The 14,497-nt window shown below is 69.6% G+C and carries 10 protein-coding genes; 8 read left to right on the top strand and 2 right to left on the bottom strand.

The features are described from left to right. Positions 1–179: 179 nt before the first annotated feature. Both AB0M73_RS32535 and AB0M73_RS32530 read left to right on the top strand, forming a co-directional pair. Positions 180–977: a hypothetical protein gene (locus tag AB0M73_RS32535; RefSeq protein WP_363898719.1), complete on the top strand. Its 798-nt coding sequence runs from the start codon at positions 180–182 to the stop codon at positions 975–977. Between the two features lie 7 nt (positions 978–984). Beyond that, on the top strand, positions 985–1,152 hold the full coding sequence (locus tag AB0M73_RS32530) for a hypothetical protein (protein WP_363898716.1): 168 nt from the start codon (positions 985–987) through the stop codon (positions 1,150–1,152). Positions 1,153–1,282: 130 nt separating this feature from the next. Here AB0M73_RS32530 and AB0M73_RS32525 read toward each other — a convergent pair whose 3' ends face one another. Next, positions 1,283–2,125 carry an SAM-dependent methyltransferase gene (locus AB0M73_RS32525; RefSeq protein WP_363898713.1) on the bottom strand — a complete coding sequence of 281 codons (843 nt, stop codon included), beginning with the start codon at positions 2,123–2,125 and terminating at the stop codon, positions 1,283–1,285. A 162-nt stretch (positions 2,126–2,287) separates the two neighbouring features. Further along, positions 2,288–3,964, bottom strand: a complete 1,677-nt coding sequence (locus AB0M73_RS32520) for a cytochrome c biogenesis protein DipZ (RefSeq protein ID WP_363898710.1) — start codon at positions 3,962–3,964, stop codon at positions 2,288–2,290. A gap of 322 nt (positions 3,965–4,286) precedes the next feature. Between AB0M73_RS32520 and AB0M73_RS32515 the strand changes: the two genes are divergently transcribed. The 6 genes from AB0M73_RS32515 to AB0M73_RS32490 all read left to right on the top strand — a co-directional run bounded on the left by AB0M73_RS32515 (position 4,287) and on the right by AB0M73_RS32490 (position 14,402). Continuing rightward, positions 4,287–7,649, top strand: a complete 3,363-nt coding sequence (locus AB0M73_RS32515; protein WP_363898707.1) for a S8 family serine peptidase — start codon at positions 4,287–4,289, stop codon at positions 7,647–7,649. A 70-nt stretch (positions 7,650–7,719) separates the two neighbouring features. Continuing rightward, a complete protein-coding gene (locus tag AB0M73_RS32510) occupies positions 7,720–9,327 on the top strand; it encodes an AMP-binding protein (protein WP_363898704.1) in 1,608 nt (535 codons plus the stop codon). A gap of 617 nt (positions 9,328–9,944) precedes the next feature. Further along, a complete protein-coding gene (locus AB0M73_RS32505; protein ID WP_363898701.1) occupies positions 9,945–10,838 on the top strand; it encodes a hypothetical protein in 894 nt (297 codons plus the stop codon). Positions 10,839–10,859: 21 nt separating this feature from the next. After that, positions 10,860–11,588, top strand: a complete 729-nt coding sequence (locus AB0M73_RS32500; RefSeq protein ID WP_363898698.1) for a pentapeptide repeat-containing protein — start codon at positions 10,860–10,862, stop codon at positions 11,586–11,588. A gap of 466 nt (positions 11,589–12,054) precedes the next feature. Then, a complete protein-coding gene (locus AB0M73_RS32495) occupies positions 12,055–13,002 on the top strand; it encodes a catalase family peroxidase (protein WP_363898695.1) in 948 nt (315 codons plus the stop codon). Between the two features lie 2 nt (positions 13,003–13,004). Beyond that, complete coding sequence (locus AB0M73_RS32490) at positions 13,005–14,402, top strand: carboxylesterase family protein (RefSeq protein WP_363898692.1); 1,398 nt, start codon at positions 13,005–13,007, stop codon at positions 14,400–14,402. The last annotated feature ends 95 nt before the right edge of the window (positions 14,403–14,497 follow it).

Genomic DNA, 14,497 nt, shown 5'->3' with positions numbered 1-14,497 from the left:
TGATCTTCCCGGCGGGGTCATCGCGCAGTCCTGGTGGGCGACTCCCGCGCGAATCCCTGGCTTGAGGTAGAAGCGGCGATCAAGCCCCGGTAGGCAGCACGCTTTCCGCGAGCGCTTTCCGTTGCCTGGGTGTGTTTCGCGAACATGTCATGAACTGGTGTCGGGTCAATCGCGGGGTGATGGCCAAGATCGTCAACGGCGGTGTCAAGATCATCTACAACGGCACGGTGCACATCTACCGACACCAGTGGCGGTATGCGGGGCAGATGACTGTGCTGGTGGTGGCTGTGCCTGGCGGTGACGGACGGGGCGAGCTCGCTGGCGGACGGGACGGGGCCGGTCCGGCCGCTGGACGACGAGCAGCGGGTGGACCCGTGTGCCTTTGCCGTAAGGCGGAGGCGGCGGTGGCGAAGTTCGGGCTGACGGAACTTGATGAGCACTACGGGAATTTCGACCGGTGCGATCTGGTGGTGCACCGGGCCGACCGCAAGCGGGAGATCGACGTCGAGTTCCAGTTCCAGAAGACGGCCACGCTCAAGGACACCGCACCGAAGCAGCAGTTCGGATCGGTGCTGATGGAGAACGACGAGCTGGACGAAGACGGGTGTGACCGGGTGCTGATGCTGGCCGGCGGTACGCCATGGACATCGCGGCGAAGTCGGACGAGGGCGGCGAGTTGCTGTGCGCCATCGCGAGCGAGGCCGCGCGAGCCGCGCTGGCGACGTACACGGACGGCTCCCTGGAGCAGGGGCGGGACCTTTCCGTCGTGGTCGCTGGCCAACCGGAATGCCTGCACTGGCCTGGATTCCCCGACGCTCACCCGGCTCGGCCTGCCGCTGACGAGCGAGACCCCGAAGTTCGGCGGCTGGGCCTGCGAGTGGGGCACCCGACGACCGCTGGGCCAAGGTCTGGTTCGACCGGGGCCCGCCGCCCAACGCCGATCAGGACGGCGTCCCGGCGCAGTTCGGCGCCCGTAACGGCTTCATGTCGACACCGACGGACGGCAGCGCCACGTGCGAGATCGTCATGACCTACCGGAACTTCACCGGCGGCGGCCGCGGCCTGGCGGAGGCGGTGCACGTCAGCGTCGGCGGCGCGCTGGGCGAGGATCAGGCCCGGATCGCCGCCAACGACGTCGCCACCAACATCTAGCGCCCGCCGACCAGACCCCCGATAACGGCCGCCGCCGGCGCCGCCACCGGCCGTCCCGACTCCGACCACGTGACCTCGATCGGCGCCGGCCGGTTGATCTCCAGCGCCGCGTGGGGGCCATTGCCCGATTTTACGGTGAGGGTGTGGTCGTGGCGATGACCCAGCGGTTGCTGGCCAAGGGATCGGCGGCGACGGGAAGGGGACCCGCGCCCAGACGGGTGGTGAAGTCGAAGCAGGTGTTGACGGTGACGCCCCAGCCCAGCGACGCGAGCAGGGCGGCGGAGTCGGGGCGGGGGTGGTCGGCGAACAGGCCGAGCAGGTCGATGCCGGTCTCGGCCAGGGTGCCGGTGTAGATGGGGCTGGCCCGCACCTCGGGACCCTCGACGGCCAGCTTGGCCTCGTAGAACAGCCGGCTGCCGGGCTCGGAGAGGGTGCTGAGGGTGCGCATCAACGAGGTCTCGGCGGTGGCGGACAAGTACGGCAGCAGGCCCTCGGCGACCCAGGTGGTGGGCAGGCCGGGGTAGAAGCCGGCGTCGATGAGGGCGGCGGACCAGTTGCCGCGCAGGTCGACCTCGACGGGGGTGCGCTTGACCAGGGGGACGGCGCCGACGGAGGCCAGGACCCGGTGCTTGAAGCCGAGCACGGCGGCGCGGTCGAGCTCGAAGACGTGGGAGTCGGACGGCCAGTCGAGGCGGAAGGCCCGGGTGTCGAGGCCGGCGCCGAGGAACACGGTCTGCGGCGTGCCGGGCACGAAGTCGTCCAGAACTCTTGTGCGCAGGCCGAAGTAGCGGCCGAGCCGGCCCCAGACGGGGCTGTCGTCCACCGCCGCCGACCACGACACGGGCCAGTCGAGCCCGGCGGCCCGCACGAAGTGCTCGGCGAACTCGTCGCCGGCCAGCGAATCGGGACGGGCGGCCTCCTGCGCGCGGGCGGCGGCAACCAACAGGGCGGTCAGCCCGACATCCCCGGCCATGACTCCTCCTTGGGCAGTCGAACTGCTCACGCAAGCAGGGCCTCGACCCGAGCGCAACCGCCCCTCACCGGAAGGTATGAGCCGGTTTTTTCCCGACCGGACAAGGCAATACGGCAAACGGGGACGACACCTCGGCAGCCGGGGGACATCCGGCGGCCGGTCCTAGCCGAACGTGAAGTCGTAGGCGTCGATGCCGGGGGTGAAGCCGAGGATCATGGTCGAGCGCTGATAGGGCCCGTTGTCCACCAAGGTGTACAGCTTGGGCACGCCGGAGACGGCGATGGTCTGGGTGGTCCTGCCGTCGACCTGGACGGTGAGTGTGCCGGAGCCGCCGAGCACGAGGTACACGTCCCGGGCCTGGTAGCTGAGCTGGAGCTGGGCGCCGGGCCCGGAGGTGAGGTACTCGGCCTGCCCCTGCCAGGCGCCGGCCAGGGCGAAGGTGTCGGGCTGCACCGAGGCGGGGAACTGGAAGAGCTGGTTGTTGCTGCCGCTGGGGGTCTGGCCGCTCGCGTGCAGCGGGGCGTACTGGGAGCCGAGGTAGGTCTCGGGGGTCTGCTGCTCGGCCGGGGTGGTGTCGGCGACCTCGGTGGCGGCGGGAAGGTCCACAGTGGACGATGCGCTGGTCAGCAGCTGGCGGATGAGCTGCTCGGTGCCGCTGTAGTCGCCCTCGCCGAAGTTGACGTGCCGCAGGTTGCCCTCGGCGTCGATCAGGTAGTCGGCCGGCCAGTACTGGTTGCCGTAGGCGTTCCAGGTGCCGTAGCCGTTGTCCACGGCCACGGGGTACTGCACGCCGAGCGCCTTGGCCTGCGCGGAGATGTTGGAGACGCTGTGCTCGAAGGCGAACTCCGGCGTGTGCACGCCGATGATCTCCAGCCCGGCCTGGTGGTAGGCGTTGTACCAGGATTCGACGTGCGGCAGGGTGCGCTGGCAGTTGATGCAGCTGTACGTCCAGAAGTCGATCAGCACGACCTTGCCGTGCAACCCGGCCAGCGTCAGCGGCTTGGAGTTGACCCAGTCGGTGATGCCGGCGAGTTCGGGCGCCTTGCCGCAGTCCTGCAGCGTCGCGTTGCCGGGGGTGCAGGTCACGCCGGGGGAGGTGGCCTGGTTCTGCGAGCCGTTCAGTTTGTGCAATTCGCCCTGGGCCTCGGAATTGCTTTCGACGGATTGCTGCAACGCGCTCGTGTATCCGGGCACGGCGGTCTGGAGGCCGTCTGTGAGGTTGAAAGCGATGGCCACGGCCACCAGCAGCATCACCACACCGCTGGCGACGCGGAATCCGCGGGCCCGGGTTCGAATGGCCGACAGCCGTCGGGTGATGGCGTCGCCGGCGACGGCGAGAACGAGCAGCGGCACGCCGCAGCCGATGGCGAAAGCGGCGGTGAGCGCCAGGGCGCCGGCGCTGAACGCGTGATTGGCGCCGATGACCGCGATGGTCGCCAACACGGGGCCGGCACAGGGCACGAAAAGGAGTCCGAGTCCGAGGCCGAGCACGATTCCGTTGCCGTCGGGATTGACCGGGCGGCCGCGCAGGCGAGCGAACGGGCGTTCCAGCAGATCGCCGAACCGCTGCCAGATCAGGCCGACGCCGATCAGCACCAGCACCACGATGCCGGCGTCGCGCAGCAGCGTCTGGGGCAGCCCCAACGTGCTCAGCACGAGCGATCCGAACAGCGTGGACAGGGCGAAACTCAGCACCAGCCCGGCGATGACCAGATACGGCCGCCACGTGCGGCGCTGCGGCCCGCCCGAGGTGAGCACGATCGGAAGCACCGGCAGCACACAGGGGGAGAGGCTGGTGATCACCCCGGCCAGGAACCCGACGACGACCAACGTGACCATGAAGGCAAGGCTACTGCCCCGGTGTGCTCCGCCGAGTTACCGATCTCTTACGGCGGGTGGTCCAAGGGCGTGCTACCGTACGCATCTGATCGGTTTCCCGTGGTGACCAAGCGATTTTCACGGAGCTTTTACGCCACCTCGGGTGAGAATGCCAGTCGCCATCCGGGCGGATTTCGCGCTTGCTGTTAACAGTTACGGCGGCGTTCTGTCCGGAATTTCGGGTAAGACCGGAACTAGCTGTTCAGTCCCGTGTTTCAAGGTCGAAAACGCGCATACGCTCCGGCGGTCCGATGTGGAGTCGCCCGGAATGAGGTGTGCGCGGATGTTCCGCCAACAACGCCGAAGACTGGTGCTCGTCGTGGCCACGGTCACCGGCGTGCTCGCCGCTACCGGCCCGAACGCGATGGCCGCCAACGCGGCCGCCGCCGACCAGGCCCTGGCCAGCGGGAGCAAGCAGTCGGTGATCGTGGTGCTGCGCAACCAGCACCCCGAATTATCCCCCAAGGCCCAGCGCAACCAGCGCAAGCAGACGGTCGGCCAGGAGCAGGCCCCGCTGGTCGACCAGGCCAAGCAGGTCGGCGCGCAGAACGTGAAGGCGTTCGACGTGCTCAACGGCTTCTCGGCCAAGGTCACCGACGCGGAGGCCGGCAAGCTCGCCACCGACCCGAACGTGGCCGCCGTCGTGCCCGACCGCACCCGGGCCGTGAAGCCGCTCGACGCCGGGCAGAAGCAGCAGATCCAGGCCCAGGCCGCCGCCGACCAGCCGCTGGCGGCCGGCGCGTGCCCGACGGATCCGGCCAAGCCGATCCTGGAGCCGGAGGCGCTGCAGACCACGCACACCGCCTTCACCAACCCGAGTCTGCCGCAGGCGCAGAACATCGTGGACGGCAAGGGCGTGTCCGTCGCGTGGATCGCCGACGGCCTCGACCCGAACAACCCCGACTTCATCCGGGCGGACGGCAGCCACGTCTTCACCGACTACCAGGACTTCTCCGGCACGGACCCGAACGGACCGCAGTCCGGCGAGGAAGCCTTCGGCGACGCCAGCTCCATCGCCGCGCAGGGCCGCGTGACCTACGACCTGTCCAATGTGGTCGCTGCCGCGCACCCGCTTCCCAAGGGCTGCAACGTGACCGTGCGGGGCATCGCCCCGGGCGCGAGCCTGGTCGGCCTGAACGTCTTCGGCAGCGCCGAGCTGGTCACCAACTCGATCATCCTGCAGGCCATCGACTACGCCGTGAACAACGACAACGTCGACGTGATCAACGAGTCGCTGGGCGGCAACCCGTTCCCGGCCGACGGCGTGGACCCGGTCGCGCTGGCCAACGACGCCGCGGTCGCCGCGGGCGTCACCGTGGTCGCCTCCACCGGCGACGCCGGCCCGAGCGGCACCATCGGCACCCCGGCCGTCGACCCGCACGTGATCTCCGCGGGCTCGGTCACCAACTACCGGCTGTACGCCCAGACCGGCGAGCGGGGCGCGCGCACCTTCGCCAAGACCTGGGCCAACGACAACATGTCCTCGCTGTCCTCCGGCGGCATCGACGACCTCGGCCGCGTGCCGGACCTCGTCGCCCCGGGTGAGTCCGGGTGGTCGGTGTGCGACGCCGACCCGCGCTTCGCCGGCTGCACCGACGAGCAGGGCCGCCCGTCCAACATCCGCACGTTCGGCGGCACCAGCGAGGCCTCGCCGTTCATCGCCGGCGGCGCCGCGCTGGTCATCGAGGCGTACAAGAACACCCACAACGGCGCCAAGCCGAGCCCGCAGCTGGTCAAGCAGATCCTCACCAGCACCGCCGCCGACCTCGGCCACCCGGCCTACGAGCAGGGCGCGGGCGAGATGAACACCTACGCCGCGGTCCGGGCCGCCATGTCCATTCAGGACGGCAACGGCAAGCCGGCGGCGCAGGGCGCGGGCCTGCTGGCCACCACCACCGGCGGCGACACGCAGCTGACCGCCGTCGGCAAGCCCGGCGCGAACGTCAGCGAGCCGCTGACCGTCACCAACACCAGCCCGAACACGCAGACCGTGTCCGCGCACGGCCGCGTGCTGGGCAAGACGCTGTCCGACACCACCAGCAGCATCGCACTGGACGCCACCTCGGCGACCGCCCCGACCTTCGTCGACGGCACCAGCGCGACCCGGGTGTACAGCAAGACCACGTTCCAGGTGCCGTTCGGCGCCGACCACCTCCAGGGCGACCTGGCCTGGCCGGGCAACTCGTCGCAGACCGCGACGGTCCGCATGGCCCTGATCGACCCGAACGGCGTGTACCAGGTCGACTCGCGGCCGCAGAACTCCGGCAGCCAGGCCAACCACGGCCGGGTCGACGTCCACAACCCGGCCCCGGGCGCGTGGACCGCCGTGTTCTACGTGACCAAGGGCGCGACCGGGTTCAAGGGCAACGTGGCCTACCAGTTCACCAGCACCAAGTACGTCGACTTCGGCTCGGTGAGCCCGAAGACGCTGACGCTGAAGCCCGGTCAGTCCGGCACCTTCCACGTCAACGGCACGACGCCGGGCCAGCCCGGCGACCTGTCGGCCGCGGTCGAGCTGGACACGCCGCTCGGCGCGGTCAGCTCGGTGCCGTTCACGCTGCGCAGCCTGATCACGACCGCCAACGGCGGCGCGTTCAGCGGCACGATCGTCGGCGGCAACGGCCGCGACTTCGCGCCGGCGCAGACCCAGACGTACTGGTTCGACGTGCCGGCCGGCAAGAAGGACTTCGGCCTCGACGTCAGCCTCGGCGGCGACCCCAACCAGGTCGTCTACGCGGCGCTGCAGTCGCCCAGCGGCCAGGTCGTGTCGCTGTCGACCAACCAGCAGCCCGGCGCGTCCGGCGCCGTTCGCACCAAGACCCTCCAGTCGTACGTGCGGGCGCCGGAGAAGGGCCGCTGGGAGCTGGTGATCAACGTCAACCAGGGCGTGAGCGGCACGGCGCTGTCGCAGCCGTTCACCGGGCACCTGAAGTTCAACACGGTCGACGCGACGGTGACGGGCCTGCCCAGCGGCAAGGTCCAGGCCGGCAAGCCGATCCAGGTGCGGGTCAAGGTGCGCAACAACGGCGTCGCCCCCGAGGCGGTGTTCGTCGACCCGCGCCTGACGACCGAGGTCGACCAGGCCCTGGCCGTGCTGCCGGGCACCTCGGCCAACCAGACCATCCCGCAGCCGGCGACGGCCACCGGGACCGCCTGGCTGGTGCCGACCGAGACCCGGTCGCTGACCATCCAGCAGAACGCGACCCTGCCGGCCGACTTCGACGCGTCCGGGTTCAGCGGCGTGGCGGAGGTCTACGGCTCGCCGCGCGGCAACTCCGCGACCGGCAGCACGGCCGCGCCCGAGGTCACGCAGGGCCAGTGGCTGGCCATCGCGACCCCGGTCGGGCCGGAGGACGGCGACGTCGCCGGCTCGGTGACGCTGGCCGCCCAGGTCCACGCGCAGGACTTCGACCGCACGGTCACCAGCACCACCGGCGACCTCTGGCGGTTCAGCGTCGACACCCAGGCGGACTTCGCCCCGGTGACGCTGGCCCCCGGGCAGTCGACGACCATCACCGTGACCGTCACCCCCACCGGGGCGAAGGGCACGAAGGTCAGCGGCATGCTGTACGTGGACAACTTCAACGGCGTGCTGCTCAGCGGTGACGAGCTGAGCGGGGTTCCGTACAGCTACACGATCGGTTAAGCCTGTTGCGCTTCGGGGACCCCGTCGGACACTAGAGGTCCGACGGGGTCCCCTCGCGTTAGGAGGAACCGTGCTGACCGACCACCTCGCCGCATGGGCCGCCAGCAACGCCGACGACGCGGCCGTGACCTATGTCGACCACAGCACCAGTCTCGACGGGCTGTCGGTCACCGCGACCTGGGGATCGCTGCACCGCCGGGTCGCATCCACCGCCGCCGCGCTGCGCCGCGTGGCCGGCCCGGGCACCCGGGCCGTCGTGCTCGCGCCCCAGGGCGTCGACGACGTCGTGGCGCTGCTGGCCGCGCTGTGGGCCGGCGTCGTCGCCGTGCCCCTCGACCTCGCCGACCTCGACGACCATCCCGCCCACGTGAGCGCCGTGCTGTCCGACTGCCTGGCCACGGCCGTGCTCACCACCACCGCCGCCAAGCCCCGGGTGCAGGCGTTCTTCGACGCCCCCGTGGTCCTCGTGGACGCCATGCCCGACGACGAGTTGCCGCAGCACCAGGCCGCTTTCGACGAGGTGGCCATGCTTCGATATCCCGTCGACCCCGGCGCCGACCCGTTCGGCACGGCCCTGAGCCACGGTGATCTCGCCCTGGCCGGGAAGCGCGCCGTGACGGCGTTCCGGGCCGTGACCGGGCGTTCCGTGACCGTGAACTGGCTGCCCCTGTGTTACGACCTGGGCTTCGTGCTGGCCGTCGCCGCGCCGCTGACCGGGCGGCTGCGGGCGGTGCTGCTCGAACAGTCCTCGGTGCTGGAGCAGCCCCGCCGATGGCTGCAGGCGTTGGCGTCGGGGCAGGACGTGATCACCGCCGCGCCGGACTTCGCCCTGGCCTACTGCGCCTCCCGCACCACCGAGCAGGACCGCTCGTGGCTGCGGTTGTCGCAGGTCAGCACCATGCTGGACGGTGGCGAGCCGATCAACGCCAGCACCGTTCGGGTGGCCGTCGACGTCTTCGGGCAGTGCGGGCTGCCGGCCCAGTCCCTGCGCACCTGCTACAGCGCCATCGGGGCCGTCGGGCCGGTGACCATGACCTCGGCCGCCGTCCCGCCCCGGCGCATCACCGTCGACCGGGAGCAGCTGGCCGCCGGCAAGGCCGTCCTGCGCACCGACGGCCGCTCCTCGCTGCTGGTGTCCAGCGGCACTCCCGTCGAGGGCGCCGTGCTCATCGTCGACCCCAGCGCCAGCTGGCCCCTGCCCGACGGCATGGTCGGCGAGATCTGGATCTTCGGCCCCGCCGTGGCCGCTCGGCAGGAACTGGTTTCTTTGGACGGTCGCGAGTGGCTGCGCACCGGCGATCTCGGCTTCCTGCACGAGGGCGAGCTCTTCGTGCTCGGGCGGCAGGAGGACCTGCTCACCGTGGACGGCCGCCGGCTCGATCCCCGTGAGGTCGAACTGGTCGCCCGGGCCGCCCATCCCGCCGTGCGCCCCGACCGCGTCGTCGCCCTGTCCTTCGGCGAGGCCGTGGTCATCGTCGCCGAACGCTCCCAGCACATCCCGCCGGCTGACCTCGACCGGGCCGTCGTGGTGGACTCCGTGCGGGCCGCCGTCGCCATGCGTTTTGACGTCCGTGTCCGCGACGTCGTCCTCGTCGAGTCCGGCCGCATGCCGGCCGGCTGGTCCGGCCACCCGACCCGCGCCGCCATCCGTCGCCGCTATCTCGACGGAACCCTGTGAGACCGTTGCTCCGGTTAGGCGACTCGTTTTGCGTCGGCCCACGTCCTAGCCTGGACCCTCGACGCGCGGGGGGACGGGCCGTGAACAGAGCCAGGCGAGTTGTCAAGCTCTGGGCGTCACTTGTGCTGACGACTACCAGTGGTTGGAGCCCGCCGGGTTTCTACTGGAAGGGCCCCCGCGGCAGGGCGAAGTGCGCAGTTTGCGGTCGGGCAGGCGCGGCTCTCCTTGAGGGCCATGTCGTCGTGTGCAAGGCTGGGCATCAGTATCTCAGGGCCCAATGCACGCCACCGAACATGCAGTGCCAGTACGCCGCTATTCGGGACAGGTACGGGAAATGGGGTTGTTGGGCCGGGCATGGGTATGCGGCCCCGATGTGTCCAGACTGCTGGGGAATTGGTGTGTCGGTCAGATCGGACCTGTGGATGTGCGCGCAGCGTCGCGATCAGTTCGTAACTGACTTCGTGCTGTGCGAAGAGTGTGAATTCGGATATCTTGTCTCATTGGTTCGGTCGAAACTGTGGGTGTGCGAGTTCTGTGGCAAGGAATCCGTGCACCGTGGGAGGTGAATCCTGGACACGTCGATAGTCGGCGCGGTTACTAGCATTGGTCGCTACTTCGTGGTGGTCAGCCTGATGCCGGCTGGTGTTTTCGTGCTCTACGCCTATCTGCTTGTGCGGTCCGGGGCGTGGTCCGGTACAGTCGACCTGGCGGCCGCTGTGGACTTCCGTGTTCAGGATATCGTGCCGGTCGGTCTGACCGCTATCATGCTCGCGCTCACCTTGAATCCGCTCCAGATGGGCATTATCCGATTTTTTGAGGGCTATTGGGGAACTAGTCCGCTGGCCATTCGACTTGCTCACATTCGCACGCTGCACCATCGGCGTCGGATCGCCGAGCTTGCGGGAGTTGATCTAGTCCGTTCTATGGATGAGTCTGAAGAAGTGCTGAATCGGGTGCGGTTCGGCGAAAGTCAGCGTGCGCTCGCTGGGTATCCGTCGGAGCTGGAAATGATACTACCGACTCGGCTTGGGAATGTCCTTCGCCGCTACGAAACGGCGATCGGAACGCCATACGGGCTCAACGTGCTGACCTCCATTCCTCGCCTGGGTATGGTGGCCAGTGAGCGCGAGGTCGCCTACGTGGACAATCAGCGAACCCAACTTGAGCTGGCTACCCGGACGAGCTTTCTGGCGCTCGCGGCCGTTCTTGTGACGCTGGTGCTGACGTGGCGAGACGGTCCGTGGATGCTGTTCGCCCTCCTGCCGTACACGGTCGCCTTCCTCGCTTACCGCGGCTCAGTCACCATCGCACACGAGTACGGCACGAGCATGGCGGTGATGGTTGACCTGAGCCGATTTACCCTCTACGAGCGGATGCGCCTGAAGCTGCCGGAGACGACCGAGGACGAGCGAGCCACCAACCGCCGGTTGTCGGAATTCTTCGAATTCAGTGACCGCCCGGTCCTGGAACACGACCTGCCGCCAGCTGACGGTGGCACGAGTCGGACCTGACACGATGCACCGGTGTCCTCAATGAGCAGCGGTAGACAGGCCGCCGAAGATCGGCCGGCGACGAAGGTGCTGTTCGACGAGGACGCCCCGGACGTGGCGGTGTCCATGGACCCCACGGTCCGGGCGGCCCCGCTGCGCTGGCAGGACCGGCTGCTGTGGGCGTGGCCAGCGCTGATCATCTGTGCGATGGCCATGGCCAGCCGGTGGGGCTCGGCCGGGGTGCTCGCCGCCGGCATCGGTGGGACGATGACCGTGGTCGCCCTGACGGGCCTGGGGGGTGATGACCGTAAACCCACGATCGTCTTCTTGACTGCCGCAAGCGTCGTGCTGGTCGGTGTCGTCGCCTTGACGATGCCAACCACGAGTCCGGGCCAATTGCGCGCGGGTGAAGATCTGAACGGTGCGAACCTGAGCAAAGCCATGCTCGACGGGGTTAGTGCGCCAGGGGTGTCGCTGGTCCATGCCATCCTGGACAATGCGCATCTCGCCGGAGCCAAGTTGTCCGGCGCGGATCTCAGCGCCGCCCACCTCAGCGGCGCTGACCTGCGGGGCGCGGATCTGTCCGGAGCGAACCTCCGCGCCGCGACCCTGACGGGGGCGTGCCTGTTGGGGGTCAACCTGTCCGGCGCGACGCTGGACGGCGCGACATTCGCCGGCGCGAACGTCATCAAGGTCACTGTCACCGGCGACGAGATGCAGCACGCTCGGGACTGGCCCGCGTCTGCGCCGCCAGGCAACGTCTGCCCTTGACCAGACTCGATGGCAGCCTTTGACGTCACGGCAAGGCGAACCGAGCGTCCGCTTGGGACGGTCGCCGCCCGATCGGGCAGCGGATCAGGGATGATGACGCCGAAGACCACTGTGAGTAGGTCCCAGGTCGCGAAGCCCAGGCCCAGCAGGACGAGGGCCACCACGAGCGTCACCATCAACCGGCGGTGTCCCCTGGACCGGTTGGCCGACTCGGCGAAATCGGTGACACCGGCCAGATAGCCCTCCACGGTGTAGCCGTTGCGGACCCGCTCCATGCGGTCCAGATGCTCGGCGAAGGCCTTGGCCTCGGGATCGTCGCGGTCCAACCCGATCAGGTCGTCCTCGAAGCGGTCCTCGGGGCCCGGCGGCTGGTGCCCGTCCATGCCCGACACGGTACTCAGCTTGGCACCAAGACGGTCGCGCCTTAGTCTGGCGCTCCGACGCAGAGCCGAACAGGATCGCCCACATGTCCGTTCAGCCCCCCGACGGCGCCCACCCCCAGTCGGCCGTAGACATCGTGGACCGGCTGGAATGGGTGTCCGGGCTCTACCCCGGCTACCGCCGGGCGCACGCGAAGGGCTCCTGCTACCGCGCGGTTTTCCTGCCGACGGGGGCAGCCGCGGAACTGACGACAGCGGCGCACCTGCAGGGCGATCCGGTGCCGGCGACGGTGCGCTTCTCCAACTTCTCGGGAAACCCCTACATCTGGGACCGGACGCGGTCGGCCCGCGGCCTCTCGGTCGCCTTCCACCTGCCGGGCGGCGTGGCCACTGATCTGGTGTCGGTGAGCCAGCCCGTGTTCGTCGCGGCGACACCGCAGGCGTTCCGCAACTTCCTGGAGGCGGCCGAGCCGAACATGTTCACCGGCTCGCCCGACCCCGAAGTCGTGCGCCGCTACGCCACCGAGCACACGGAGGCCATGCGCGGCCTGCGCGCCGTCAAGAACACGCCGATTCCCGTGAGCTACGCGACGATCCGCTACTGGGCGGTGCACGCCTTCATCTGGCTGGACAAGATGCGCCGCCGCACGGCCGTGCGCTACCGCTGGGAGCCCGAGGCCGGCGTGCAGCAGCTCTCGGACGAGCGAGCCTCGGAGAAGTCGCCGACGTACCTGAGCGACGAGCTGGCCGAGCGGCTGGCCACGACCACGGTGGCGTTCCAGCTCAAGGTGCAGATCGCCGAGCCGACCGATCCCACCGACGACTGCACGGTGCTGTGGCCGCACGACCGCACGGAGATCACCGCCGGGCGGCTGCTGGTGACCGGCCCGGTCGAGGACCAGGCCAAGTGGGACCGGCGTATGTTCGACCCGACCCGGCTGGTGCCCGGCATCGAGTTGTCCGACGACCCGGTGCTGCGGTTCCGCGGCCAGGTGTATTCGGTCTCGCACGGCAGGCGCACCCAGGGGAAGTGAGCATGGCGATCGTCGCCACCAGCAACGGACAGGTACGCGGCGTCGATCTCGGAGAGGCCCTGGCATGGCGCGGAATTCCGTACGCGCAGCCGCCCACCGGCCCGCTGCGGCACCGGCCGCCGCTGCCCCCGTCGCCGTGGATCGGCGTGCGGGACGCCACCGCTTTCGGCGCGCGGGCCATGCAGACCGTGTTGCCGGCCGGGGTGATTCCCGGTCCGCGACCGGCCGCTGTGGACGATCCACAGCGGATGAGCGAGGACTGCCTCTACGTCAACGTGTGCGCTCCCGCCCGGCCGTCCGCGACGCCGCGGCCGGTGTTCGTGTGGATCCACGGCGGCGGCTACATGACCGGAGCCGGGCCGGACGGTATCGGCGACGGCGAGACGTTCGTGCGCAACCACGACGTGGTCGTCGTGACCTTCAACTACCGGCTCGGGGCGTTCGGCTTCTTCGACGACACCAACTGCGGTGTGCTGGACCAGGTCGCCGCGCTGCGGTGGGTGCGGGACAACATCGCCGCGTTCGGCGGGGATCCGCGGCAGGTCACCGTCGGCGGGGTGTCCGCCGGGGCCAAGAGCGTGGCCACCCTGATGGCCGTGCCCGCGGCGTCTGGTCTGTTCCAGCGGGCCATTTCCCAGAGCGGGGGCGGTGATCACGTGACGACGCCCGCGGTCGCCCGCGCCAACGCCGACCGGTTGGGGATCGACCGGCGGCGGATTCCGGTTGTGCCGGCGGGGGAGTTGCTGGCCGCGCAGCAGACCGTGTCGCCGCCGATGTACGGCGTGTGGACGTGGCGTCCCGTGGTCGACGGCTCCGTGCTGCCCGACGTTCCCGTCCGCCGGATCGCCTCGGGTTCGGCCGCCAAGGTCGCTTTGCTTGCCTCCAGTGCAGTCAACGAGGCCGGGACCTTCGTCGGTCTCGACCCTCGCGCCGCTTTGCCGGCTCCTCGCGTGTTGACCGAGGCCTTCGGTTCTGCCCGTGCCGGCGAAATCCTTGCCGTGTATGGGGATGATCTGGCTGGCGTGATGACCGATGAGCGGTACGGCATTCCGACGCTGCGGCTCGTCGACGCCCAGTCCCGCTACGCGCCCACTTGGCGCTACCTGTTCGATGGCGCCCTGCCCGGTGCCGTTCGGGCCGCCCATGGCACCGACGTCGTCTTCGCGTGGGCCGTCGGCGGCGGCGACCTCGGCGACCCCGCCGCGACTTCGCTGTCCCGGACCATGCACGCCGCTTGGGGTTCTTTCGTCCGCGACGGCAAGGTCCCCTGGACCCCCTACGACACCATCTCCCGCCCCACCATGATCATGGCCTCCCCGCCCCGCCTGGAGGACGACCCCGGTGCGGTTCGCCGCCAGGCCTGGGGCGACCTGACCTGGCCCTCCAGCACCTGGTTCTAACCCCCGCGAGTAACGGGGGCCTGTGACGGCCGCTGTTGATGCGGGAAAATAGGCCGGCGTCCGTCCGGGACGCCGACGTGACTGTGATGCCTCGA

Origin of the sequence: Kutzneria sp. NPDC051319 (assembly GCF_040682195.1) — a bacterium.
In the GTDB taxonomy this organism is placed as follows: domain Bacteria; phylum Actinomycetota; class Actinomycetes; order Mycobacteriales; family Pseudonocardiaceae; genus Kutzneria.
Note: the sequence above shows the minus strand (reverse complement) of the source record. Positions and strands in the feature narration are given on the sequence as shown.